The organism is Bacillus sp. SN32 (assembly GCF_002837495.1).
GTDB lineage: Bacteria > Bacillota > Bacilli > Bacillales > Bacillaceae > Bacillus > Bacillus subtilis.
This window is the reverse complement of the sequence record NZ_PJCT01000001.1, coordinates 1,508,839-1,532,566: the sequence shown is the minus strand read 5'-3', so window position 1 is coordinate 1,532,566 and position 23,728 is coordinate 1,508,839. Positions and strand designations below refer to the sequence as shown.

25 protein-coding genes and 1 other annotated feature are annotated in these 23,728 nt (G+C 42.0%); of the genes, 21 read left to right on the top strand and 4 right to left on the bottom strand.

Features of this window, described 5'->3' with window-relative positions:
• Nucleotides 1–48: 48 nt before the first annotated feature.
• The 17 genes from pgpH to CW370_RS07850 all read left to right on the top strand — a co-directional run bounded on the left by pgpH (nt 49) and on the right by CW370_RS07850 (nt 16,964).
• Nucleotides 49–2,184 carry a cyclic-di-AMP phosphodiesterase PgpH gene (gene pgpH, locus CW370_RS07930; RefSeq protein ID WP_010886570.1) on the top strand — a complete coding sequence of 712 codons (2,136 nt, stop codon included), beginning with the start codon at nt 49–51 and terminating at the stop codon, nt 2,182–2,184.
• Nucleotides 2,185–2,658: an rRNA maturation RNase YbeY gene (ybeY, locus tag CW370_RS07925; RefSeq protein WP_024572410.1), complete on the top strand. Its 474-nt coding sequence runs from the start codon at nt 2,185–2,187 to the stop codon at nt 2,656–2,658.
• Complete coding sequence (locus CW370_RS07920) at nt 2,639–3,010, top strand: diacylglycerol kinase family protein (RefSeq protein WP_015384119.1); 372 nt, start codon at nt 2,639–2,641, stop codon at nt 3,008–3,010. Before ybeY ends, CW370_RS07920 begins: the two co-directional genes overlap by 20 nt.
• A 118-nt stretch (nt 3,011–3,128) precedes the next feature.
• Nucleotides 3,129–3,539 carry a cytidine deaminase gene (locus tag CW370_RS07915; RefSeq protein ID WP_003230049.1) on the top strand — a complete coding sequence of 137 codons (411 nt, stop codon included), beginning with the start codon at nt 3,129–3,131 and terminating at the stop codon, nt 3,537–3,539.
• The gene (gene era / locus CW370_RS07910) at nt 3,520–4,425 is read left to right on the top strand and encodes a GTPase Era (RefSeq protein ID WP_024572411.1); all 906 of its coding nucleotides are present in this window, start codon (nt 3,520–3,522) and stop codon (nt 4,423–4,425) included. The genes CW370_RS07915 and era overlap by 20 nt, the downstream gene beginning before the upstream one ends.
• A gap of 147 nt (nt 4,426–4,572) precedes the next feature.
• Nucleotides 4,573–4,716 carry a YqzL family protein gene (locus CW370_RS07905; RefSeq protein WP_003230053.1) on the top strand — a complete coding sequence of 48 codons (144 nt, stop codon included), beginning with the start codon at nt 4,573–4,575 and terminating at the stop codon, nt 4,714–4,716.
• A 36-nt stretch (nt 4,717–4,752) separates the two neighbouring features.
• Nucleotides 4,753–5,520 (top strand): DNA repair protein RecO, encoded by a 768-nt coding sequence (gene recO, locus CW370_RS07900; protein WP_024572412.1) that lies wholly within the window; start codon nt 4,753–4,755, stop codon nt 5,518–5,520.
• A 39-nt stretch (nt 5,521–5,559) separates the two neighbouring features.
• Nucleotides 5,560–5,735, top strand: a binding site (T-box leader).
• Between the two features lie 82 nt (nt 5,736–5,817).
• Nucleotides 5,818–6,705, top strand: a complete 888-nt coding sequence (glyQ, locus tag CW370_RS07895; protein WP_003226213.1) for a glycine--tRNA ligase subunit alpha — start codon at nt 5,818–5,820, stop codon at nt 6,703–6,705.
• The gene (glyS, locus tag CW370_RS07890) at nt 6,698–8,737 is read left to right on the top strand and encodes a glycine--tRNA ligase subunit beta (protein WP_024572413.1); all 2,040 of its coding nucleotides are present in this window, start codon (nt 6,698–6,700) and stop codon (nt 8,735–8,737) included. The genes glyQ and glyS overlap by 8 nt, the downstream gene beginning before the upstream one ends.
• A 132-nt stretch (nt 8,738–8,869) precedes the next feature.
• A complete protein-coding gene (gene ccpN / locus CW370_RS07885; RefSeq protein WP_003237058.1) occupies nt 8,870–9,508 on the top strand; it encodes a transcriptional regulator CcpN in 639 nt (212 codons plus the stop codon).
• A 25-nt stretch (nt 9,509–9,533) separates the two neighbouring features.
• Nucleotides 9,534–10,346 (top strand): pyruvate, water dikinase regulatory protein, encoded by an 813-nt coding sequence (locus CW370_RS07880; RefSeq protein ID WP_003230064.1) that lies wholly within the window; start codon nt 9,534–9,536, stop codon nt 10,344–10,346.
• 253 nt (nt 10,347–10,599) lie between these two features.
• Nucleotides 10,600–11,094: a YaiI/YqxD family protein gene (locus CW370_RS07875; RefSeq protein WP_003230065.1), complete on the top strand. Its 495-nt coding sequence runs from the start codon at nt 10,600–10,602 to the stop codon at nt 11,092–11,094.
• 33 nt (nt 11,095–11,127) lie between these two features.
• Nucleotides 11,128–12,939, top strand: a complete 1,812-nt coding sequence (dnaG, locus tag CW370_RS07870) for a DNA primase (protein WP_024572414.1) — start codon at nt 11,128–11,130, stop codon at nt 12,937–12,939.
• A 198-nt stretch (nt 12,940–13,137) separates the two neighbouring features.
• Nucleotides 13,138–14,253, top strand: coding sequence for an RNA polymerase sigma factor RpoD (gene rpoD / locus CW370_RS07865; RefSeq protein ID WP_003226225.1), 1,116 nt, complete (start codon nt 13,138–13,140; stop codon nt 14,251–14,253).
• 327 nt (nt 14,254–14,580) lie between these two features.
• Entirely contained in the window at nt 14,581–14,943 is a 363-nt protein-coding gene (gene cccA, locus CW370_RS07860; RefSeq protein WP_003230068.1) for a cytochrome c550, read from the top strand.
• A gap of 256 nt (nt 14,944–15,199) precedes the next feature.
• Entirely contained in the window at nt 15,200–15,850 is a 651-nt protein-coding gene (gene trmK, locus CW370_RS07855; RefSeq protein WP_015714276.1) for a tRNA (adenine(22)-N(1))-methyltransferase TrmK, read from the top strand.
• Complete coding sequence (locus tag CW370_RS07850; RefSeq protein WP_024572415.1) at nt 15,843–16,964, top strand: Nif3-like dinuclear metal center hexameric protein; 1,122 nt, start codon at nt 15,843–15,845, stop codon at nt 16,962–16,964. The genes trmK and CW370_RS07850 overlap by 8 nt, the downstream gene beginning before the upstream one ends.
• A gap of 22 nt (nt 16,965–16,986) precedes the next feature.
• Here the strand turns inward: CW370_RS07850 and CW370_RS07845 are convergent, their stop codons facing one another.
• Both CW370_RS07845 and CW370_RS07840 read right to left on the bottom strand, forming a co-directional pair.
• Nucleotides 16,987–17,931 (bottom strand): 4-hydroxy-3-methylbut-2-enyl diphosphate reductase, encoded by a 945-nt coding sequence (locus tag CW370_RS07845; protein WP_014477361.1) that lies wholly within the window; start codon nt 17,929–17,931, stop codon nt 16,987–16,989.
• 122 nt (nt 17,932–18,053) lie between these two features.
• The gene (locus CW370_RS07840; protein WP_101169546.1) at nt 18,054–18,797 is read right to left on the bottom strand and encodes a YqfQ family protein; all 744 of its coding nucleotides are present in this window, start codon (nt 18,795–18,797) and stop codon (nt 18,054–18,056) included.
• 168 nt (nt 18,798–18,965) lie between these two features.
• On the opposite strand from CW370_RS07840, the gene cshB reads away from it, so the two are divergent.
• Nucleotides 18,966–20,282 carry a DEAD-box ATP-dependent RNA helicase CshB gene (gene cshB, locus CW370_RS07835; RefSeq protein ID WP_015483443.1) on the top strand — a complete coding sequence of 439 codons (1,317 nt, stop codon included), beginning with the start codon at nt 18,966–18,968 and terminating at the stop codon, nt 20,280–20,282.
• A 9-nt stretch (nt 20,283–20,291) separates the two neighbouring features.
• Nucleotides 20,292–21,185, top strand: coding sequence for a deoxyribonuclease IV (locus CW370_RS07830; RefSeq protein WP_009967756.1), 894 nt, complete (start codon nt 20,292–20,294; stop codon nt 21,183–21,185).
• A 26-nt stretch (nt 21,186–21,211) separates the two neighbouring features.
• On the opposite strand, the gene CW370_RS07825 is transcribed toward CW370_RS07830, so the two are convergent.
• A complete protein-coding gene (locus tag CW370_RS07825) occupies nt 21,212–21,466 on the bottom strand; it encodes a DUF2624 domain-containing protein (RefSeq protein WP_003230076.1) in 255 nt (84 codons plus the stop codon).
• A gap of 115 nt (nt 21,467–21,581) precedes the next feature.
• On the opposite strand from CW370_RS07825, the gene CW370_RS07820 reads away from it, so the two are divergent.
• Together CW370_RS07820 and zur are read left to right on the top strand one after the other, a co-directional pair.
• A complete protein-coding gene (locus CW370_RS07820; RefSeq protein WP_003230077.1) occupies nt 21,582–22,463 on the top strand; it encodes a YitT family protein in 882 nt (293 codons plus the stop codon).
• A gap of 137 nt (nt 22,464–22,600) precedes the next feature.
• Nucleotides 22,601–23,038 (top strand): zinc uptake transcriptional repressor Zur, encoded by a 438-nt coding sequence (gene zur, locus CW370_RS07815; RefSeq protein WP_024571922.1) that lies wholly within the window; start codon nt 22,601–22,603, stop codon nt 23,036–23,038.
• Nucleotides 23,039–23,080: 42 nt separating this feature from the next.
• Here the strand turns inward: zur and CW370_RS07810 are convergent, their stop codons facing one another.
• Nucleotides 23,081–23,662: a nucleotidase gene (locus CW370_RS07810; protein WP_024571923.1), complete on the bottom strand. Its 582-nt coding sequence runs from the start codon at nt 23,660–23,662 to the stop codon at nt 23,081–23,083.
• Nucleotides 23,663–23,728: the final 66 nt, after the last annotated feature.

Sequence of the window (23,728 nt, the reverse complement as noted above, 5' to 3'; positions counted from 1 at the left end):
TCATTTTTATGATTGCTTATAGGCTTGATGTTTCAAGAGGAGGTTCTTGTGTTGAAAAAGAAGGCTAAGACCAAAAGCAGCTCAAAAAAATGGAGCAGTTTTAAAAATGCCCGCTCCATGCATGTACTGCTGTATCTTCTGCTGGCTGCCATTATGTTTGCTTTGCTCTTTGTACATGTTAAGCCGGAAACACTTGATTTAGACCTGTTTTCAGTCAGCGACAAGACCATTTACGCTCCGGCAACCGTAGAAGATCAAAAAGCCACAGAGGAAAAAAAGCAAGCCGCTGAGGACGCGGTTGAAGATCAATATACATTAAAAAAAGAATATACAGACAATCGGATTGACCTTGTATCATCAATATTCGACAGTATCAGTGAAGTGAAAAAATCATCGGAAGAAGGCAGTAAATCACCATCGGAAAAATCAATGGTCAAATCTGTAAAGGACAAATTGACATCAGATGTGAATGATTCTATATCGGAGGATTCCATCAAGACATTGCTGAAAGCAGACAGTGAAGACTTTTCTTTTGTCAGAGATACGGTCATTACCGCAGTAAATACGGTCATGAGCAGTGAAATCCCTTCGGATAAACTATCTGATGCAAAAGATAAGGTAGAAAAAGAGCTAAAGAGCAATTCTATTCCGTCTAAATACTTGGGAGCCGCGACAGAAATCGGGCGTTTTGCTATTATTCCGAATTACGTCTTCGATCCGAAAGCAACAGAGGCAAAACGGCAGGAAGCTTCAGACAATGTCCAGCAGGTTCAAATCAAACAGGGGCAAGTGCTCGTGGAAGAAAATGACCTCATTGATCGGGAAGTGTACAGGAAACTTGAGCTGACCGGGTTATTAAATAACTCAAATCTCTTTAAACCGATCAGCGGGCTATTGATTATGATCGGACTTTTCATTGCAACACTTGTATATTATTTTGAAAAACAGAAACAAAATCTGAAGTTTAAAAACCAATCCATTCTGTTATTCTCGATTATCACAACACTTTTGCTTGTGATAATGGAGGTTGTCAGTTTGTTTCAGAAGATGGAGTATAATAATATCGGCTATCTGGTCCCCATTGCGGCCGGCGCCATCTTAATCAAACTGCTGATGAATGAACGCATTGCCATTTTGGGAAGTATCATTCTTGCGATTTGCGGAAGTATGATGTTTAATCAGGGTGTGACAGGAACATTCAATTATGTCATAGGGATTTATTATTTGATCAGCGGCATTTCAGGTGTATTATTTTTAGGAAAACACAATGCAAGATCAAAGATTTTGCAGACCGGACTTTTCGTGGCGTTTATTAATATGGTTGTCGTTCTATCCTTATTATTGATCCAGAACACTGCGCTGTCGGGTCTTGAAATCGGCACGTTAATGCTCATGGGGGTTGTGTCGGGGTTTGCTTCATCTGTATTAATCATCGGCCTGATGCCGTTTTTTGAGACGGGCTTTGGCATTTTATCCACCATGAGACTGCTCGAGCTGTCTAATCCTAACCATCCGCTATTGCGCAAAATACTGACAGAAACACCAGGTACATATCATCACAGTGTAATGGTTGCCAATTTATCAGAGGCAGCCTGTGAAGCGGTTGGGGCTAATGGTTTGCTTGCAAGAGTCGGCGCATATTATCACGATCTCGGAAAAACAAAGCGACCGCAATATTTTATTGAAAACCAAATGAATATTGACAATCCGCATGACAAGCTGTCACCTCAGTTGAGTAAAAATATTATTATCTCGCATACGACAGACGGTGCGAATATGCTGAGAAGCTATAAATTTCCGAAAGAGCTTGTCGATATTGCTGAGCAGCATCATGGAACCTCGCTTTTAAAGTTTTTTTACTATAAAGCGAAGGAAAAAGGCGACCAGATTACAGAGGAAGAGTTCCGTTATCCGGGGCCGAAGCCGCAGTCAAAGGAAGCCGCAATTATATCAGTGGCCGACAGTGTTGAAGCGGCCGTCAGATCCATGCATAATCCAAATCCTGAACGAATTGAAAAGCTTGTCCGGGGTATTATATCCGATAAGCTTCAGGACGGACAGTTCAGTGAATGCGATTTGACATTTAAAGAGCTGGATACAATCGCAAAAACGCTCTGTGCAACATTAAAAGGAATTTTCCACTCCCGGATTGAATATCCGGAGGCTACTAAGAAGGTGAAATAGATGAGTTTACTGATTGATATCGTTGATGAAACAGGAAGCGTCTCAGAAGAGATGCTCAAAGAAGTAGAAAATCTGCTTCAATTTGCCGCTGAGCGTGAAGGCGTTCAGGATCAGGCTGAAGTTTCTGTCACGATTGTTTCCAATGATGACATACATCAGATTAACAAAGAATACCGGGGAAAGGATGCTCCGACAGATGTCATCTCATTTGCTCTTGAAGAAGAGGGAGAAGGCGAGGTCGAAATCGTGGGCGCCGAAATGCCTCCGGTTTTAGGTGATATTATCATCAGTGCCGATCGCACAAGAGAGCAGGCAGAGGAGTATAATCATTCTTTTAAAAGAGAGCTCGGATTTCTAGCTGTACACGGATTTCTGCACCTTTTAGGATATGACCATATGACGAAAGAGGAAGAAGAGGAGATGTTTACTAAGCAAAAGGAATTGCTGGACGCTTATGGACTCAAAAGATCATAGAAATGAGCTGAAGCGGTTCTTCAAAAGCTTCGTGCATGCAGGCCGGGGCATCTGGGAAACAGCGCGGACGGAGCGGAATTTCCAATTTCATGCCGCAGCCGCCTGCGCTGTTCTCATTTGCGGCTTCCTTGTAGAGCTCAGCATGATTGAGTGGATGATTATATTCCTTTTGATAGGCGGTATGTTTTCGCTTGAGCTTTTAAATACAGCCATTGAACATACGGTTGATTTAATAACTGACAAACATCACCCTCTTGCTAAAGCGGCCAAGGACGCTGCCGCCGGGGCTGTTTGCGTTTTTGCCGTGATTTCGTGTATCATTGGTTTACTTATTTTTTTGCCAAAGCTGTAATGGCTGAAAATTCTTACATTTATTTTACATTTTTAGAAATGGGCGTGAAAAAAAGCGCGCGATTATGTAAAATATAAAGTGATAGCGGTACCATTATAGGTAAGAGAGGAATGTACACATGAACAGACAAGAATTAATAACAGAAGCTTTAAAAGCGCGTGATATGGCATATGCGCCGTATTCCAAATTCCAAGTAGGAGCCGCTCTTCTTACCAAGGATGGAAAAGTGTACAGAGGCTGCAACATTGAGAACGCGGCATACAGCATGTGCAATTGCGCCGAGCGTACTGCTTTATTTAAAGCTGTTTCTGAAGGGGATACAGAGTTTCAGATGCTGGCCGTTGCGGCTGACACCCCTGGACCGGTATCTCCGTGCGGAGCCTGCCGCCAGGTGATTTCTGAGCTTTGCACAAAAGACGTTATTGTCGTACTGACTAATTTACAAGGACAAATAAAAGAAATGACTGTGGAAGAATTATTGCCAGGCGCATTTTCATCGGAGGATTTACATGACGAACGAAAGCTTTAAATCAGGATTTGTATCCATTATTGGAAGACCAAACGTAGGAAAATCTACATTTTTGAACAGAGTCATTGGACAAAAAATCGCGATCATGAGCGATAAGCCCCAAACGACGAGAAACAAGGTGCAAGGAGTACTGACGACAGGCACATCACAAACCATTTTTATTGACACACCAGGGATTCATAAACCTAAGCATAAGCTTGGGGACTTTATGATGAAAGTGGCGCAAAATACATTAAAAGAAGTCGATTTGATCTTGTTTATGATCAATGCTGAGGAAGGCTACGGGAAGGGCGACGAATTCATCATTGAGAAATTGGAGAAGATGTCTACGCCTGTATTCTTAATCGTAAACAAAATTGATAAAATTCATCCCGACCAATTGCTTCTGCTAATTGACGAATACCGCAAACGTTATCCTTTTAAGGAAATTGTTCCGATTTCTGCTTTAGAAGGAAATAACATCGAAACATTGCTTGCTCAGGTTGAAGCGTATTTGCCGGAAGGGCCGCAATTCTATCCGAGTGACCAGGTAACTGACCACCCTGAACGATTTATCATTTCTGAATTAATCAGGGAAAAGGTGCTGCATTTGACGAGAGAAGAAATCCCGCACAGCATTGCGGTGGCCATCGAATCCATCAAAGGGCAAGACAACGGTTCTGTGCACGTAGCGGCAACGATTGTGGTCGAGCGGGATTCCCAGAAAGGCATCGTGATCGGTAAAAAAGGAAGCCTTCTAAAAGAGGTTGGAAAAAGAGCGAGAGCGGATATTGAAGCACTGTTGGGCTCCCGTGTCTACCTTGAATTGTGGGTGAAAGTGCAGAAAGACTGGCGTAATAAAATGTCCCAGCTTCGCGATTTTGGCTTTAAAGAGGACGAATATTAATCTCTTGCTGTGTGTGTCATTATCTCACAGGAACAGGGATACATTAGCAAATTTTGTTTAACATGAAATGGAGGACATCTGGTCAAGATAAAGGTAAGAATTTGGAGTTTAGGTAAGCTAGTTTAACTACAGAAAGGTGGGTTTCTTGTGTTGAATTTTACCTGGAACGTATTTTCTCAAACAGGAAATGTTGATACGTATCTTCTTTTTAAAGAACTGGAAAAAGAGAACATGGAAAGACCCGAAGAACTAGAAGATGAGCTAGCCCGATTTGATTATCCAATTTTATAAACCTCTTGGCCGCTCCTGCTTGAGGAAGGTGCGGAAATGCTGATAAAATGTGAAGGAATCGTTCTTCGCACAAATGATTACGGAGAGACGAATAAAATCGTAACTTTACTGACAAGAGAACACGGAAAAATAGGTGTTATGGCACGAGGCGCCAAAAAACCGAACAGCCGTTTATCAGCAGTCAGCCAGCCCTTTTTGTATGGTTCTTTCTTAATGCAAAAAACATCGGGCCTCGGAACGCTTCAGCAGGGGGAAATGATCCTCAGCATGAGAGGCATCAGGGAAGACTTGTTTTTAACAGCATATGCTGCCTATATTGCTGAGTTAGTCGACAGAGGCACAGAAGAAAAAAAGTCAAATCCTTATTTATTTGAATTCATATTAGAATCATTAAAACAGCTGAATGAAGGAACAGATCCGGATGTTATCACCTTCATTGTTCAAATGAAGATGCTCGGTGTCATGGGCCTGTATCCTGAGCTGAATCATTGTGTACATTGTAAAAGCCAAGACGGAACCTTTCATTTTTCTGTTCGTGATAATGGTTTTATATGCCACCGCTGTTTTGAAAAAGATCCTTACAGGATACCGATTAAACCGCAAACGGCAAGGCTGTTAAGACTCTTCTACTATTTTGATCTGTCGAGACTCGGCAATGTGTCCTTAAAAGAGGAAACAAAAGCTGAATTAAAGCAAGTGATTGATTTATATTACGAAGAATATTCGGGATTGTATTTAAAATCAAAGCGCTTTTTAGATCAAATGGAAAGCATGAAGCATCTTATGGGTGAAAACAAAAGTTGACATTTGGTCCATCTTTTTATATGATCATTTATTATAAAATATGTTGCAGTGAGAGAAAGAAGTACTTGCGTTTACCTCATGAAAGCGACCTTAGGGCGGTGTAAGCTAAGGATGAGCACGCAACGAAAGGCATTCTTGAGCAATTTTAAAAAAAGAGGCTGGGATTTTGTTCTCAGCAACTAGGGTGGAACCGCGGGAGAACTCTCGTCCCTATGTTTGCGGCTGGCAAGCATAGAGACGGGAGTTTTTTGGTTGCTGCCGCAGTCAACTTATGAAAGAAAAGTGGAGGTGCTTGAAATGAATATTCAAGACATGATTCTAACCTTGCAAAAGCATTGGTCCAGTCAGGGCTGTGTGCTTATGCAGGCTTACGATGTAGAAAAAGGAGCCGGCACGATGAGCCCGTATACATTTTTGCGCAGTATCGGCCCTGAGCCGTGGAAAGTGGCTTATGTAGAGCCTTCCAGACGTCCTGCAGACGGCCGCTACGGGGAGAACCCGAACAGACTGTATCAGCATCATCAGTTCCAGGTCATTATTAAACCGTCTCCTGATAACATTCAAGAGCTGTATTTGGATTCCTTGCGTGCTCTTGGAATTGATCCGCTTGAGCACGATATTCGCTTTGTTGAAGACAACTGGGAGAATCCGTCTTTAGGCTGCGCGGGTCTAGGCTGGGAAGTTTGGCTTGACGGAATGGAAATAACACAATTTACGTATTTCCAGCAGGTCGGGGGATTAGAGTGTAAACCCGTTTCTGTAGAGATTACGTATGGAATTGAGCGTCTCGCGTCTTATATCCAGGATAAAGAAAACGTGTTTGACTTGGAGTGGACGTCAGGGTTTACAGTAAAAGATTTATTCATGATGGCTGAATATGAGCATTCTGTTTATACGTTTGAAACATCAGACGTCGATATGCTGTTCCAATTGTTCAGCACATACGAAAAAGAAGCGATCAAGCAAATGGATAACGGACTTGTTCATCCAGCATATGACTATGTGCTGAAATGTTCGCACACCTTCAATCTGCTTGATGCCAAAGGTGCGATCTCTGTTACCGAGCGGACGGGCTATATCGCAAGAGTGCGGAATTTAGCTAGAAAAGTAGCAAAAACCTATTATGAGGAACGAGAAAAACTAGGGTTCCCAATGCTTAAAGGGGAGGGTTCTTCTCATGAGTAAACAGGATTTACTTTTAGAGATCGGATTAGAGGAAATGCCGGCGCGCTTTTTGAATGAAAGCATGGTTCAGCTTGGCGACAAGCTGACAGGCTGGCTTAAAGAAAAAAATATTACTCACGGTGAAGTGAAACTCTTCAATACACCGAGACGTCTTGCTGTGTTCGTTAAGGATGTCGCAGAAAAGCAGGATGATATAAAAGAAGAAGCAAAAGGGCCTGCGAAAAAAATTGCCCTTGATGCGGACGGGAACTGGACAAAAGCGGCAATCGGCTTTTCAAAAGGCCAAGGCGCGAATGTGGAAGACCTGTATATCAAAGAAGTAAAAGGCATAGAGTATGTATTCGTGCAAAAATTCCAAGCCGGCCAAGAAACGAAGTCGCTTCTGCCAGAATTGAGCGGTTTAATTACAAGCTTGCATTTCCCGAAAAACATGCGCTGGGGAAATGAAGATTTGCGTTATATCCGACCGATCAAATGGATTGTCGCATTATTTGGACAGGATGTCATTCCATTTTCGATCACAAACGTTGAGTCTGGACGGACAACACAGGGACACCGTTTCCTCGGACATGAAGTGTCAATTGAATCACCTTCAGCTTATGAAGAGCAGCTGAAAGAACAGCATGTTATTGCTGATCCTAGCGTCCGAAAGCAAATGATTCAATCTCAGCTGGAAACAATGGCTGCTGAAAACAATTGGAGCATTCCAGTTGACGAAGACCTTCTTGATGAAGTGAATCATTTAGTAGAATACCCGACAGCTCTTTACGGTTCATTTGAATCCGAGTTTCTGTCAATTCCTGAAGAAGTGCTTGTCACGACAATGAAAGAGCATCAGCGCTACTTCCCTGTCAAAGACAAAAACGGTGACCTGCTGCCTCACTTTATCACAGTCCGAAACGGCAACAGCCACGCGATTGAAAATGTGGCCCGAGGCAATGAAAAAGTGCTGCGCGCACGTTTATCTGATGCGTCATTCTTCTACAAGGAAGATCAGAAACTAAACATTGATGCAAATGTGAAGAAGCTTGAAAATATCGTTTTCCATGAAGAGCTTGGTTCTCTTGCTGATAAGGTTAGAAGAGTCACATCAATCGCAGAGAAACTTGCCGTTCGTCTTCAGGCTGATGAAGATACATTAAAACATGTGAAGCGGGCTGCTGAAATATCTAAATTCGACCTTGTGACACATATGATATATGAATTCCCTGAACTTCAAGGAATTATGGGCGAAAAGTATGCGAGAATGCTTGGCGAAGATGAAGCTGTGGCGGCGGCAGTCAATGAACATTATATGCCTAGATCAGCGGGCGGAGAAACGCCTTCTACTTTCACCGGAGCTGTTGTAGCAATGGCGGATAAGCTTGACACAATCGCTTCATTCTTCTCTATCGGCGTAATTCCGACCGGTTCCCAGGACCCTTACGGACTGCGCCGCCAAGCAAGCGGTATTGTTGCGATTCTTCTTGACCGCAACTGGGGAATTTCATTTGAAGAGCTGCTTACTTTCGTACAAACCGATAAAGAAAATGAACTGCTGGATTTCTTCACTCAGCGCTTGAAATATGTCTTGAATGCTGAACAAATCAGACATGATGTCATTGACGCCGTGCTGGAAAGCTCTGAGCTTGAGCCGTACTCTGCGCTGCATAAAGCACAAGTACTGGAGCAAAAGCTTGGTGCACCTGGCTTTAAGGAAACAGCCGAAGCGTTAGGCCGAGTGATCTCTATCAGCAAAAAAGGAGTCCGCGGAGACATTCAGCCTGATCTGTTTGAAAATGAATACGAAGCAAAACTGTTTGATGCCTACCAAACAGCGAAGCAAAATCTGCAGGAAAACTTCAGCAAAAAAGATTATGAGGCGGCGCTTGCTTCACTTGCAGCCTTAAAAGAACCGATCGATGCTTACTTCGATCATACAATGGTTATAGCGGATAATGAGGCATTAAAGGCAAATCGATTAGCGCAAATGGTAAGCTTGGCGGATGAGATCAAGTCCTTTGCGAATATGAATGCCCTTATTGTAAAATAAAGAGAGAAAAGGCGGTTGCTGTGTGATCGGTAATCGTCTTTTCCCCATTTATATGTTTTTTGTTTGATTACAAGATATTTACGTTATAATATGGATTATTATTTCTTTACATAGCTATGAAGTGAAAAGGTGGTGAGTACGATCGAACTAAATAAACGGCAAGAACATATTTTGCAGATTGTAAAAGAAAACGGGCCGATTACAGGGGAGCATATTGCAGAAAAGCTGAACCTAACCAGGGCGACATTGCGCCCGGATTTAGCCATACTCACCATGTCAGGATTCCTCGAGGCGCGCCCGAGAGTCGGTTATTTCTATACGGGAAAAACCGGCACGCAGCTTTTGGCGGATAAACTCAAAAAGCTTCAGGTGAAAGACTTTCAATCTATCCCCGTAGTGATTCACGAAAACGTTTCTGTGTACGATGCGATTTGCACCATGTTTTTAGAAGATGTAGGTACTCTGTTTGTGGTGGACCGCGATGCTGTTTTAGTCGGGGTGCTTTCACGAAAAGACTTGCTCAGAGCGAGCATTGGCCAGCAGGAGCTTACATCGGTCCCTGTTCACATCATCATGACAAGGATGCCGAACATTACGGTGTGCAGACGCGAGGATTATGTGATGGACATTGCAAAGCACTTAATAGAAAAACAAATTGATGCACTGCCTGTCATCAAAGACACCGATAAAGGCTTTGAAGTGATCGGCAGAGTGACAAAAACAAATATGACCAAAATACTTGTCAGTTTATCTGAAAATGAAATCCTATAAGATTGCAAACTAACGGGGGGATAATATGAATAACCGCATCATCTATGTTGTATCGGATTCCGTCGGTGAAACGGCTGAATTGGTAGTAAAAGCAGCACTCAGCCAATTTAACGGATCGGCGGATGATACTCATGTAAGAAGAATTCCTTATGTTGAAGATATAGGCACTATCAATGAAGTGATTTCACTTGCAAAGGCAGACGGCGGCATTATCTGTTTTACACTCGTGGTGCCGGAAATCAGAGAATATTTGATAGCCGAAGCGGAAAAAGCAAATGTTTTATATTATGATATTATCGGCCCGTTGATTGATAAAATGGAAACAGCCTACGGTTTAACAGCGAAATACGAACCGGGGCGGGTGCGCCAGCTTGATGAAGATTATTTCAAAAAAGTGGAGGCCATCGAGTTTGCAGTTAAATACGATGATGGACGTGATCCAAGAGGGATTTTAAAAGCTGATATCGTTTTGATCGGCGTTTCAAGAACGTCTAAAACACCGCTGTCTCAATATCTCGCACACAAACGCCTGAAGGTTGCCAATGTTCCGATTGTACCGGAGGTTGATCCGCCGGAAGAACTCTTTAACGTTGATCCGAAAAAATGCATCGGTTTAAAGATTAGCCCTGATAAACTGAATCATATCAGAAAAGAACGTTTAAAATCACTCGGGCTTAATGATAAAGCGATTTATGCAAATATCAACAGAATCAAAGAGGAACTCGAGTATTTCGAAAAGATTGTGGATCGGATCGGCTGCCAGGTTGTTGATGTTTCAAATAAAGCGGTTGAGGAAACAGCAAATATTATCCATCATCTCAAAACAAAAAACATATAACTCAGGACGCTCTATCCTGGGTTTTTGGCTGTGCCAAAAGGGAATAATGAAAAACAATAGCATCTTTGTGAAGTTTGTATTATAATAAAAAATTGTGATAAAATGATTAATTTTAGGTTTAAGGATCGTGTGATACGAATAAACTATTATGGGTAAGATGTCAAGAATTTCTCCCGGAAATTTTTCGACAAATTCCTATACATCCACAATAATAAAGGATGTGCGATTTTGCTTGCTTTTATGCAGGAGTTTAATGGAGGGATGGAGAATTACTCTTCTTAATGAACAAGAAAAGACGATTTTTGTCGATGCTGATGCTTGTCCGGTAAAAGATGAAATTTTACAAACAGCATCCGAGTATGAAGTTCAAGTTCTTTTTGTCGCTTCATTTGAACATTATCAGCTTTCCAGAAGCAATGAAGAAAAATGGAAGTATGTTGATCCTCATAAAGAAGCTGCTGATTTATATATCGCAAATCACGTGAAACCGGGAGATATTGTTGTGACGCAGGACATCGGATTAGCATCTCTGCTGTTGAACAGAAATGTCTCAGTTATGTCGGAAAGAGGTCGTCTTTATAAAGAAGACACGATTGATTTTGCTCTAGAGGGCCGTCATTTTTCCGGCAAACAAAGAAGAAAAGGCGTATATGCCAAAGGGCCTAAAAAATTGAATAAAGAAGATCGAGAACGATTTATTACACTGCTGCAAAAAATCCTGTCGAACGATGAAGGGATTTTGCACTAAAGCATCGAATAATGTACGACGGAGTGTTATAAGATGGGAAATCGGATACCAGATGAAATTGTGGATCAGGTGCAAAAGTCGGCAGATATCGTTGAAGTCATAGGTGATTATGTTCAATTAAAGAAGCAAGGCCGAAACTACTTTGGACTCTGTCCTTTTCATGGAGAAAGCACACCTTCGTTTTCCGTATCGCCCGACAAACAGATTTTTCATTGCTTTGGCTGCGGAGCGGGCGGCAATGTTTTCTCTTTTTTAAGGCAGATGGAAGGCTACTCATTTGCCGAGTCGGTTTCTCACCTTGCTGACAAATACCAAATTGATTTTCCAGATGATATAACAGTCCATTCCGGAGCCCGGCCAGAGTCTTCTGGAGAACAAAAAATGGCTGAGGCACATGAGCTCCTGAAGAAATTTTACCATCATTTGTTAATAAATACAAAAGAAGGTCAAGAGGCACTGGATTATCTGCTTTCTAGGGGCTTTACGAAAGAGCTGATTGATGAATTTCAGATTGGCTATGCTCTTGATTCTTGGGACTTTATCACGAAATTCCTTGTAAAGAGGGGATTTAGTGAGGCACAAATGGAAAAAGCGGGTCTCCTGATCAGACGCGAAGACGGAAGCGGATATTTCGACCGCTTCAGAAACCGTGTCATGTTTCCTATCCATGATCATCACGGGGCTGTTGTTGCTTTCTCAGGCAGGGCTCTTGGCAGCCAGCAGCCTAAGTATATGAACAGTCCTGAAACCCCGCTCTTTCATAAAAGTAAACTGCTTTACAATTTTTATAAGGCCCGCCTTCATATCAGAAAGCAGGAAAGAGCAGTCTTATTTGAAGGGTTTGCTGATGTCATATCGGCCGTAAGCTCGGGTGTAAAAGAAAGCATAGCCACGATGGGAACATCGCTTACAGATGATCATGTCAAGATCCTGAGAAGAAACGTCGAAGAAATCATTCTTTGCTATGACTCTGATAAAGCCGGTTATGAAGCCACCTTAAAAGCTTCGGAGCTTCTGCAAAAAAAAGGCTGCAAAGTCAGAGTTGCAATGATTCCTGACGGATTGGACCCTGATGATTACATCAAAAAATTCGGCGGGGAAAAATTTAAAAACGACATTATTGACGCCAGTGTCACCGTAATGGCGTTCAAAATGCAATATTTCCGAAAAGGAAAGAACCTGTCCGATGAAGGCGACCGACTAGCTTACATTAAAGACGTACTGAAAGAAATCAGCACGCTTTCAGGGTCTCTAGAGCAGGAAGTCTATGTAAAGCAGCTTGCTTCAGAGTTTTCGCTTTCAGAGGAGTCTTTAACTGAGCAGCTGTCTGTTTTCAGCAAGCAAAACAAACCTGCTGACAATAGCGGTGAAACAAAAACGCGGCGAGCGCATCTGACGACAAAAGCAAGGCAAAAACGTTTGCGTCCGGCGTATGAAAATGCAGAAAGGCTGTTACTCGCTCACATGCTTCGAGATCGGAGCGTCATCAAAAAAGTGATTGACCGGGTAGGGTTTCAATTTAATATTGATGAGCACCGGGCATTAGCTGCCTATCTTTATGCTTTTTATGAAGAGGGAGCCGAGCTGACGCCTCAGCATCTGATGGCCAGGGTGACGGATGATCATATAAGCCAGCTCTTGTCTGATATATTAATGCTTCAGGTTAGTCAAGAGCTTAGCGAAGCCGAGTTATCAGATTATGTAAAAAAAGTGTTGAATCAAAGAAATTGGTCAATGATAAAAGAAAAAGAGGCGGAAAGAGCCGAAGCCGAAAGGCAAAAAGATTTTTTAAGAGCTGCTTCTCTGGCTCAAGAAATCGTTACATTGAACCGATCTTTAAAATAACTGGAGAACTGATGAGGAGCATTTATTGGCAATGATTCCTTGCGGAGGAGCAAATAGATCGCTTAACCTCATCATGAATTGTCATTTCATTATTCGCACATTGTTAAAGGCAGTTCACATAGAAAACGCCTGAATGGACCGAATAAGAATCATACCGCTTATAGAATTCGTTGCAAGCTTTGGAAGGAGGGATCCATAATGGCTGATAAACAAACCCACGAGACAGAATTAACATTCGACCAAGTAAAAGAGCAATTAACAGAGTCTGGTAAAAAACGTGGCGTTTTGACATATGAAGAAATTGCTGAGCGTATGTCCAGCTTTGAAATTGAATCAGACCAAATGGATGAGTATTATGAATTTTTAGGTGAACAAGGTGTTGAATTAATTAGTGAGAATGAAGAAACAGAAGATCCTAATATTCAGCAGCTTGCCAAAGCCGAAGAAGAATTTGACCTTAATGACCTAAGTGTACCGCCTGGCGTTAAAATCAATGACCCAGTTCGTATGTATTTAAAGGAAATCGGTCGGGTTAACCTTCTTTCTGCAAAAGAAGAAATCGCCTACGCTCAAAAGATTGAAGAAGGTGACGAAGAATCTAAACGCAGATTGGCTGAAGCGAACCTGCGGCTTGTTGTCAGTATCGCAAAACGGTATGTCGGACGCGGTATGCTGTTCCTTGATCTGATCCAGGAAGGAAACATGGGCCTGATGAAAGCCGTTGAAAAATTTGATTATCGCAAAGGTTATAAATTCAGTACGTATGCTACGTGGTGGATCAGACAGGCGATTACACGCGCCATTGCCGATCAGGCGAGAACGATCCGGATTCCCGTTCATATGGTTGAAACCATTAATAAATTAATCCGTGTGCAGCGTCAATTACTGCAAGACTTAGGCAGAGAACCAACACCTGAAGAAATTGCGGAAGATATGGATTTAACGCCTGAAAAAGTACGCGAAATCTTAAAGATTGCTCAAGAGCCGGTATCGCTGGAAACACCGATCGGTGAAGAGGATGACTCGCACCTTGGTGATTTCATTGAAGACCAAGAAGCAACTTCACCTTCTGACCACGCCGCATACGAGCTATTGAAAGAGCAGCTGGAAGATGTGCTTGATACGTTAACTGATCGTGAAGAAAATGTATTGCGTCTTCGATTCGGTCTTGATGACGGCCGTACAAGAACATTAGAAGAGGTCGGCAAAGTATTTGGAGTAACGAGAGAGCGTATTCGACAAATCGAAGCCAAAGCGTTGCGGAAACTAAGACATCCTAGCAGAAGTAAACGTTTGAAAGATTTCCTCGAATAAGATGGAACGGGTCTTGATGATCCGTTCTTCTTTTTTAAAAAGATATATGGATAATATGCCTTTATTTTACTGAAAAATGATGTCATTTGCAAATGAACATTGTGATGAAAAATTTCAAAATCTAATTCCATATTTTCTATTGTAAGCGTATACAATACATTATACAATAGAATAAAAAGGATATTAGAGATTTAGGCATGTTTCAATTCAATTTTGTATAAAGTGTGAATAAAAAACTTTTGTATAGCAATCCATTTACTTTTTGTAAAAATAAGTTAGAATTAGAAGTGTTTACATAGGGGGAAGGATCAAAAAGGGGGAAGGGAAATGAAATGGAACCCGCTTATTCCATTTTTGCTGATCGCTGTTTTAGGAATTGGTCTAACTTTCTTTTTATCAGTAAAAGGACTTGATGACTCTCGGGAGATTGCAAGCGGAGGAGAAAGCAAATCTGCTGAAAAGAAAGATGCAAACGCTTCACCAGAAGAAATTTACAAGGCAAACTGCATCGCATGCCACGGTGAAAATTATGAAGGTGTTTCGGGTCCTAGCTTAAAAGGTGTAGGGGATAAGAAAGATGTCGCTGAAATTAAAACAAAGATCGAAAAAGGCGGTAATGGAATGCCTTCCGGTCTTGTTCCGGCCGATAAGCTGGATGATATGGCAGAGTGGGTGTCAAAAATTAAATAAAAGAACCATTTTTCTCTTTATACATTCACAGGCCGCCGAGATGTTCTCGACAGCCTTTTATTTTTGACTGCCGCGTGCAGACTCGCATCAAAAGAAATAATCTCAAAATCATTTGCTTCAGCTTGGATTCCGGGCTGATTTTTTATATGATAGTAAAGGAAAAAATGATTGAGAAAAGTTGTGATGACAAGTGAACGAATTAAAATTATCTAAACGATTGCAAACAGTAGCGGAGTACATACCGAATGGAGCGGTGATGGCCGATATCGGCTCTGATCACGCATACCTTCCTTGTTATGCGGTGCTGAATCATAAAGCCAGCGGGGCGATTGCCGGAGAAATCACAGATGGCCCATTTTTGTCTGCAAAGCGGCAGGTTGAAAAATCAGGCTTAAACTCGCACATTTCTGTAAGGCAGGGAGACGGACTGGAAGTGATTAAAAAAGGTGAAGCTGATGCCATTACGATTGCCGGAATGGGCGGGGCTTTGATCGCTCACATTTTAGAAGCGGGCAAAGACAAATTAACGGGGAAAGAACGGTTCATTTTACAGCCGAATATTCATGCTGTTCATATCAGGGAGTGGCTTTATAAAGAAGGATATGCGCTGATAGATGAGGTAATCCTTGAAGAGGACGGAAAGTGCTATGAGGTGCTGGTAGCCGAAGCGGGAGACAGGGATGCGGCTTATGACGGTATTTCTTTATCAGCCGGGATGCTTGTCGGCCCTTTCTTGGCAAAAGAAAAAAATGCTGTCTTTTTGAAAAAGTGGACACAAGAGCTTCAGCACACTCAAAGCATTTATGAACAGATCAGCCAAGCGGCGGATACAGAGCAAAACAAACAAAAATTAAAGGAGCTCGCCGATCGAATGGAGCTGTTAAAGGAGGTAATCGATCATGGCTAAAAGTGTAAATGGGCAGCAGATCATCCAGCTGTTTGAACAATTTTCCCCGAAAGCCTATGCGGTTGAAGGAGATAAAATCGGCCTGCAAATCGGCACTTTAAACAAACCAATTAAAAATGTGATGGTTACACTTGATGTGTTAGAGAGCGTCATCGATGAAGCGATTGAAAAAGAGGTTGACTTGATTATTGCACACCATCCACCAATTTTCCGGCCGCTAAAGCATATTTCAACAGATCAGCCTGCCGGAAGGTTAATTGAAAAGTGTTTGAAGCATGATATTGCTGTTTATGCAGCTCATACAAATTTAGACGTTGCGGACGGCGGTGTGAATGATTTGCTTGCTGAAGCATTAGAGCTGAGTGAGACGGAAGTGCTGGTGCCTACTTATACGGATCCTCTGAAAAAGCTGGCAGTATACGTGCCGAAGGAATATGAAGAGCAGGTCAGAGCCGCGCTCGGAAATGCGGGGGCTGGCCATATCGGTGAATACAGCCATTGCGCGTTTTCATCTGAAGGAATCGGCAGTTTTATACCATTAGACGGAGCTAAGCCTTTTATCGGTGAAGTGGGAGAGCTTGAGCTTGTTCATGAAGTAAGGCTTGAGACTGTATTTCCTAAAAGCGTCGAAAAAGCTGTTATCAATGCAATGATAAAAAGCCATCCATATGAAGAAGTCGCTTACGATATCTATCCTATCGAACAGACTCCCGCCGAAAAAGGGCTCGGCCGTGTCGGAACCCTTAAAAATGAGATGACGCTCAAGGAATTCGCTTTATTTGTGAAAGACAAGCTTGACGTCAATGGTGTCAGAATGGTGGGGGATGCTGACAGCATGGTGAAAAAAGTAGCTGTTCTTGGCGGAGATGGAAACAAGTATATTCATCATGCAAAACGAAAGGGAGCCGATGTTTACGTCACAGGAGATTTATACTTCCATGTGGCCCATGATGCGATGATGCTTGGCCTAAATGTGGTTGATCCGGGCCATTACGCGGAAAAAATCATGAAAGAAGGCGTCACGAGAAAACTGACATCAATGTGTAATGATAAAAAGTTTGGCGTGAATATCTTTGTTTCTGAAACAGATACAAATCCATTTACATTTCTATAAAAAAACTGAGGCTTTTACAGCCTCAGTTTTTTGCTTTTACTTTTGGAAGTATTTTTTTGAGCGGTATATTATGTTCAGTTGTCCAAGTTGATGGATCTTCGTGATCAAACTGCTCTAAAAAGCGAATGACTTCTTTTGTGATCGGCGTCGGTGTTGAAGCTCCCGCTGTAACTGCAACGGTATTAACGCCTTTCAGCCATTCGAGCTTCAATTCGCTTAAGTCACCGATCCGGTATGCTTTTGTCCCGGCTATTTCTTCTGACACTTGAGCAAGCCTATTTGAATTGTTGCTTTTCGGGTCTCCGACAACGATTGTTAAGTCCGCTTTTTTTGCCTGCTCTGATACAGCTTCCTGCCGCACTTGAGTAGCGAGGCAAATCTCTTGGTGATATTCGACATGAGGATATTTTTCTTTGACAAGCTCCATAATGTCGTGAACATCCCATTGAGACATTGTTGTTTGATTCGTCACGATTAACTTCTCTGCTTGGATATCAAGGTTCTTTACATCTTCTTCTGTTTCAACTAAGTGAACGATCTCCGGCGCTACGCCAACGGCTCCCTCAGGCTCTGGATGCCCTTTTTTGCCGATATAGATCACGTGATATCCTTTTTCTTTCATCTCTAAGATTAGATTATGAGTTTTCGTCACATCCGGACATGTAGCATCAATTGCGACTAACCCTTTTTCTTCTGCGATTCTTCTGACTTCGGGAGAAACACCGTGCGCAGTGAAAATGACAGTTCCTTTGTCAACCTGCTTTAAGATGTCCAGACGGTTAGAGCCGTCCAATGTAAAAATCCCTTCCTCTTCAAACGCATCAGTGACGTGTTTATTATGAACAATCATCCCGAGTATATAGATGGGTCTTGGCAAGCTTTTATCTAGTGACGCATTTTTGGCAATGACCATAGCATCAACAACACCATAGCAATAGCCGCGCGGTGAAATTTTAATTACGTCCATTTTCGGTTGTCCTCCAATACTGAAGTGAGTAAAGGCAATATAAAAAGCCGTAATCAAACGGCTCTATTCTTGCATTCTTCTGATCTCATTATAGCCAATCTCACTTCAGATATCAAAGAATGTTATATATATAATCTCGGTTTTGAACTGCCTGATGTTCTTTTCGGAGCAGGAGAGGCAGCTTCCTTTTTCTTCGGGGCAGACGTTTTTGATTCTTGTTCTTTATTGTCAGTTGTTTTAGATTTCTTTGGGAGAGAAGAACTTTTTGGTTTTGATTTTTTGTTCCCATCTGAGGTTTTTGTTTCAGTCTCTTTCTCTTTTTCTGATGATTCTTCTGAAACGGATTGTTTTTCACTTTCCTCATTGGCCTCTGTCTCAGTATCATCACTTTTACTTAATTGGCTGTACAGCTTCATCATTGCTGGCAGATTGCGGACTAATGGGCCGTACTGCTGGATCATAGGGGTGACTTGCTGCGCCATGCCGAGTACTTTTTGCACATTTCCAAGCATACTGGATAATGATGCAGGATTGGCGATATTTTGAATGCCTTGCAGGCCAGCACCTCCGCTCGCTGCTGCACCTGCTCCTGGAATTCCAGGAACTCCGGCGCTGCCAGCGCCTCCTCCGCCGGGTAGGAACCTTGACAGCATTCCTTTTAAGCCTCCGCCTGCACCTGCACCATTTCTCGCTCCGGCATTTGCCTGAGGAAGAAATTGTCCGGCTTGCTGAAAACCTTGCTGCTGTGCTCCAAATGAAGGTCCTCGCATATTAGGCGGTCTTCTGCCCGCCATTCGCTGATTTGGCATGGGGCGGGGCGGTCCGGGCTGTGGGTAATTTCTCATTGGCTGCTGCGGTGAAAACATACTTGTACCTCCTTTCAGCTCTCTCTGCTATTAGAATATGCATGGGCTGCGGTATTTGCTTTACATAACTGAATAAAACAAACGCCTTGCAAACGTGGTGTTTTTAAGCAAAATCGGGTATAATGTGATGATGGACACATAATGTGCCGCTTTAAGGAGCTGGGAAAAATGAAAGAAACGAAATTTGAACTTTATGAATTGAAACCATTTATTATAGATGCAGTACATCGCCTTGGTTTTTACGAACCGACTGATATCCAGAAAAGGCTGATTCCTGCAGTGTTAAAAAAAGAAAGCGTCATCGGCCAGTCTCAGACGGGTACTGGAAAGACTCACGCTTATTTACTGCCTTTATTAAACAAAATCGATCCTGCTAAGGATGTCGTTCAGGTAGTCATTACGGCTCCGACAAGAGAGCTTGCCAACCAGATTTATCAGGAAGCGCTTAAAATCACACAGGGTGAGGAAGGCAGTCAGATTCGCTCGAAATGTTTTATCGGAGGCACTGATAAACAAAAATCAATTGATAAATTGAAAATACAGCCGCATCTTGTTGTTGGTACACCCGGACGGATTGCTGACTTAATCAAAGAACAGGCGTTAAGTGTTCATAAAGCGGAATCTCTTGTTATTGATGAAGCGGATTTAATGCTGGACATGGGATTCCTTGCAGATGTAGATTACATCGGTTCCCGCATGCCTGAGGATCTGCAAATGCTTGTGTTCTCAGCGACCATACCGGAAAAGCTGAAACCATTTTTGAAGAAATACATGGAAAATCCGAAATACGCCCATGTGGAGCCAAAACAGGTGACTGCTGCGAAAATCGAGCATATCCTCATTCCTTCGAAACATCGTGACAAGGACAAGCTCCTTTTTGACATCATGTCGCATCTGAATCCATACCTGGGGATTGTGTTTGCTAACACGAAAAATACGGCTGACCATATTGCCCAGTATCTGACTGGCAAAGGCATGAAAATCGGCTTGCTGCACGGCGGATTAACACCACGTGAGCGGAAAAAAGTCATGAAGCAGATTAATGATTTGGAATTCACTTATGTCATTGCAACTGACCTTGCCGCAAGAGGTATTGATATTAAAGGTGTCAGCCATGTTATCAACTATGAGCTGCCGGATGATCTCGATTTCTATGTTCACCGTGTGGGCAGAACGGCTCGTGCCGGCTCATCAGGACAAGCGATGACCATTTATGAGCTTACTGATGAGGATGCATTAGTAAGACTTGAAAAAATGGGCATCGAATTTGATTACTTAGAGCTTGAAAAGGGCGAATGGAAAAAAGGCGATGACCGTCAGCGCCGCAAAAAGCGTAAAAAAACGCCGAATGAAGCGGATGAAATTGCTCATCGTCTCGTGAAAAAGCCGAAGAAGGTTAAGCCTGGGTATAAAAAGAAAATGAGCTATGAGATGGAGAAAATCAAGAAAAAACAGAGAAGAAACCAATCTAAGAAAAGAAAGTAGGGGAACCTGTTGCTGAGAATAGGCTCACACGTCTCTATGAGCGGAAAACATATGCTTCTGGCTGCAAGCCAGGAAGCAGTCTCTTATGGGGCGAATACGTTTATGATCTATACAGGCGCACCGCAAAATACGCGCCGAAAGAAAATTGAAGACTTAAATATAGAAGCAGGCCGGGCACATATGCAAGAAAACGGCATTGACGAGATTATCGTACACGCGCCTTATATTATTAATATTGGCAACACGACAAATCCGTCCACTTTTGAGCTGGGTGTTGATTTTCTTCGTTCTGAAATTGAACGGACAGCGGCCATCGGAGCGAAGCAAATTGTCCTTCATCCTGGCGCTCACGTAGGGGCAGGAGCTGAAGCCGGCATCAAAAAAATTATTGAAGGCTTAAATGAAGTGATTGATCCGAATCAAAATGTCCAGATTGCATTAGAAACAATGGCTGGAAAAGGATCAGAATGCGGCAGAAGCTTTGAGGAGCTTGCACAGATTATCGAAGGCGTTACACACAATGAGCAGCTGTCAGTGTGCTTTGACACGTGCCATACACATGATGCCGGGTATAACATTGTCGAAGACTTTGACGGAGTGCTAAATGAGTTCGATAAAATCATTGGCATTGACCGTATTAAAGTGCTTCATATCAATGACAGCAAAAATGTCAAAGGTGCGAGAAAAGACCGCCATGAAAATATTGGCTTTGGTGAAATAGGTTTTGACGCACTGCAATATGTTGTTCACCATGAGCAGTTAAAAGACATTCCAAAAATTCTTGAAACACCATATGTCGGTGAAGATAAAAAGAACAAAAAACCGCCATACCGTTTTGAGATTGAAATGCTGAAAGAAAAACAATTTGATGATACATTGCTCGAAAAGATTTTACAGCAATAAAAAATGGGGGATAACACCCCCATTTTTTAGCTTGTAAATTGTTTGAATAGTTCATTAACTGTTTGAGCTGTTTCTTTCGATGTAATCGTCTCTACTTGTTTCAACAGCCGCATTCGTTCACTCTCATTAAAGATGTTTACATTTTTCCCGTATAACAAGTTCGCTACTTCAACGGCCTGCGATCTTGTTAAGCTGATTCCGTATTGTTTTGAGTACTTCAGCAAATCATCAGCAGTAGCCTGATTAAGCCGCTGTAAAATAATTCTTTGAAATAAAATCATCGGTCATTCCACCTCCAGACTTAATGTATGGGCAAATCAGTAAAATGTGTCAGTGTTTAATGGTAAAATAGATTTATAATGTATTTAAAATAGTTATTGCAGGAAAGGAGATTTTATGACCCCAACAAAACAACATAAGAAAGAAACATTTACCCATTTTATTTTCAGGGTCTTTATGATTCTGGTAGGTGCTGCATCTGCGGCTGTAAGTATCGAATTATTTTTAATCCCCAATGATTTTATTGATGGCGGGATTATCGGTGTATCACTTATTTTAGACCACCTCTTTATGTCAAACCCCTTTCTGAATTTCGCTTTTTTCGTTGTCATATTAAATATTCCTTTTATGATCTTCGGATATAAATATATCGGTAAGACCTTTCTAGTCTCTACGTTTATAGGGATTGTCGGGCTTGCCGTTATTGAATCCTCACTTCACCATGTAGAAGCCATTACAACCCAGCCTATTTTGGCTACTGTGTTCGGAGGTCTTTTACTCGGCTTTGGCGTCGGGCTTGTTATTCGAAACGGAGGTTCAATGGATGGTACAGAAATTCTCGGTATTTTGCTGACCAAAAAACTCCCGTTTTCAGTAGGTGAGTTCGTTATGTTCATCAATGTGTTCATCTTCATTTGGGCAGTTTTTGTGTTCGGTCCTGAGCAAGCGATGTACTCATTCATGACTTATTATATTGCGATGAAAACGATTGATGCTGTGATCCAAGGGCTTGATGAAACAAAAGCTGTCATTATTGTGTCTGAGCAGTATGATGAGATTTCCGACGCGATTTTGCACCGTCTCGGTCGGGGCACAACGAAGCTGAAGGGGAAAGGTGGATATACGGACGAAGAAAAAGACGTAATTTACGCGGTTGTCACAAGGCTGGAAGTGACAAAGCTCAAATCGATCGTGTTTGAAGTTGATCAAAATGCATTCATAACAATTATGAATACTCATGAAACGAGAGGCGGAAAATTCAAAAACGCAATCCACTAGGCTTTCATTTACTTTTATTCATTTTATGGGTATAATTTTATCTGCGGTAAAGAAAATGGCTTGCTGGACAGACAGCTGCCATTTTCTTTTTCATACATGTGATACGTTCTTAAGCAAAGCGAAAAGGGGGACCCTTCATGAACGTCCAAGAAGCGCTGAACCTATTAAAAGAAAACGGATATAAATATACAAACAAACGGGAGGATATGCTACAGCTTTTTGCTGATTCAGACAGATATCTTACCGCTAAAAACGTACTGTCTGCACTGAATGATGATTATCCAGGCTTAAGCTTTGATACAATCTACAGAAATCTTTCTTTATATGAAGAACTTGGGATTTTGGAAACAACTGAGCTGTCCGGTGAAAAGCTCTTCCGATTTAAGTGTTCATTCACCCATCACCACCATCATTTTATTTGTCTTGCCTGCGGCAAAACAAAGGAAATTGAATCATGTCCGATGGACAAGCTTTGTGATGATTTGGATGGCTATCAGGTCAGCGGGCATAAATTTGAGATTTATGGCACATGCCCTGATTGTACAGCGGAAAACCAAGAATACACTACTGCGTAAAATGCGTATATATGAAAAAGGGGCCCGGTTTGGGCTCCTTTTTCAGTTATTGACGCGTATTAAGTGATGCTTGTTGTTGTTCATCCATTGAACGGCTTCTAGCCAGTTGTTTACTCTGATGATGTTTGAATCAATCGGAAGCTGATTATAAGGGGAATTGAACAAAATCACCGGTATCCCGGCTTCTTTCGCAATCATCATGGCGTTCCCGTGATGATCCTCAAAAAACAGGTCGATGTTATGATTCTTGACCGCTTCAACTTTGTGATGACCCCCAACAAGTTCGATGTGGTCATAATGAATGTTTTGTCTGTCAAACCATTCATAGGTAATATCAGTTAAATGAGTCCGTCTCGCTGTAATATAAATAAGCTTGTGCTCCTCTTTGAGACGATCAAGAGACTGTTTCGCATGCTGTGCAAGCAATGCTTCCTTATATATGATCGCTTCATTTTGATTCATCCAATCCCAAAATTCTTCCTGGGTAATGTTTAACAGCTTTGTTAAATCATAATCCGTCATATCGTTTAATGAAATGGAAAGATTAAACGAACGGTTCAAATAAGGGACGAATGTATCCTGAGCCGTGATTGTGCCGTCAATATCTATTCCTAAGCGTAACATGCCCACACTCCTTCAGTTTCATCCCTTCAAGTGTAACATAAACAATTGACATTAACAGAAAAGTTT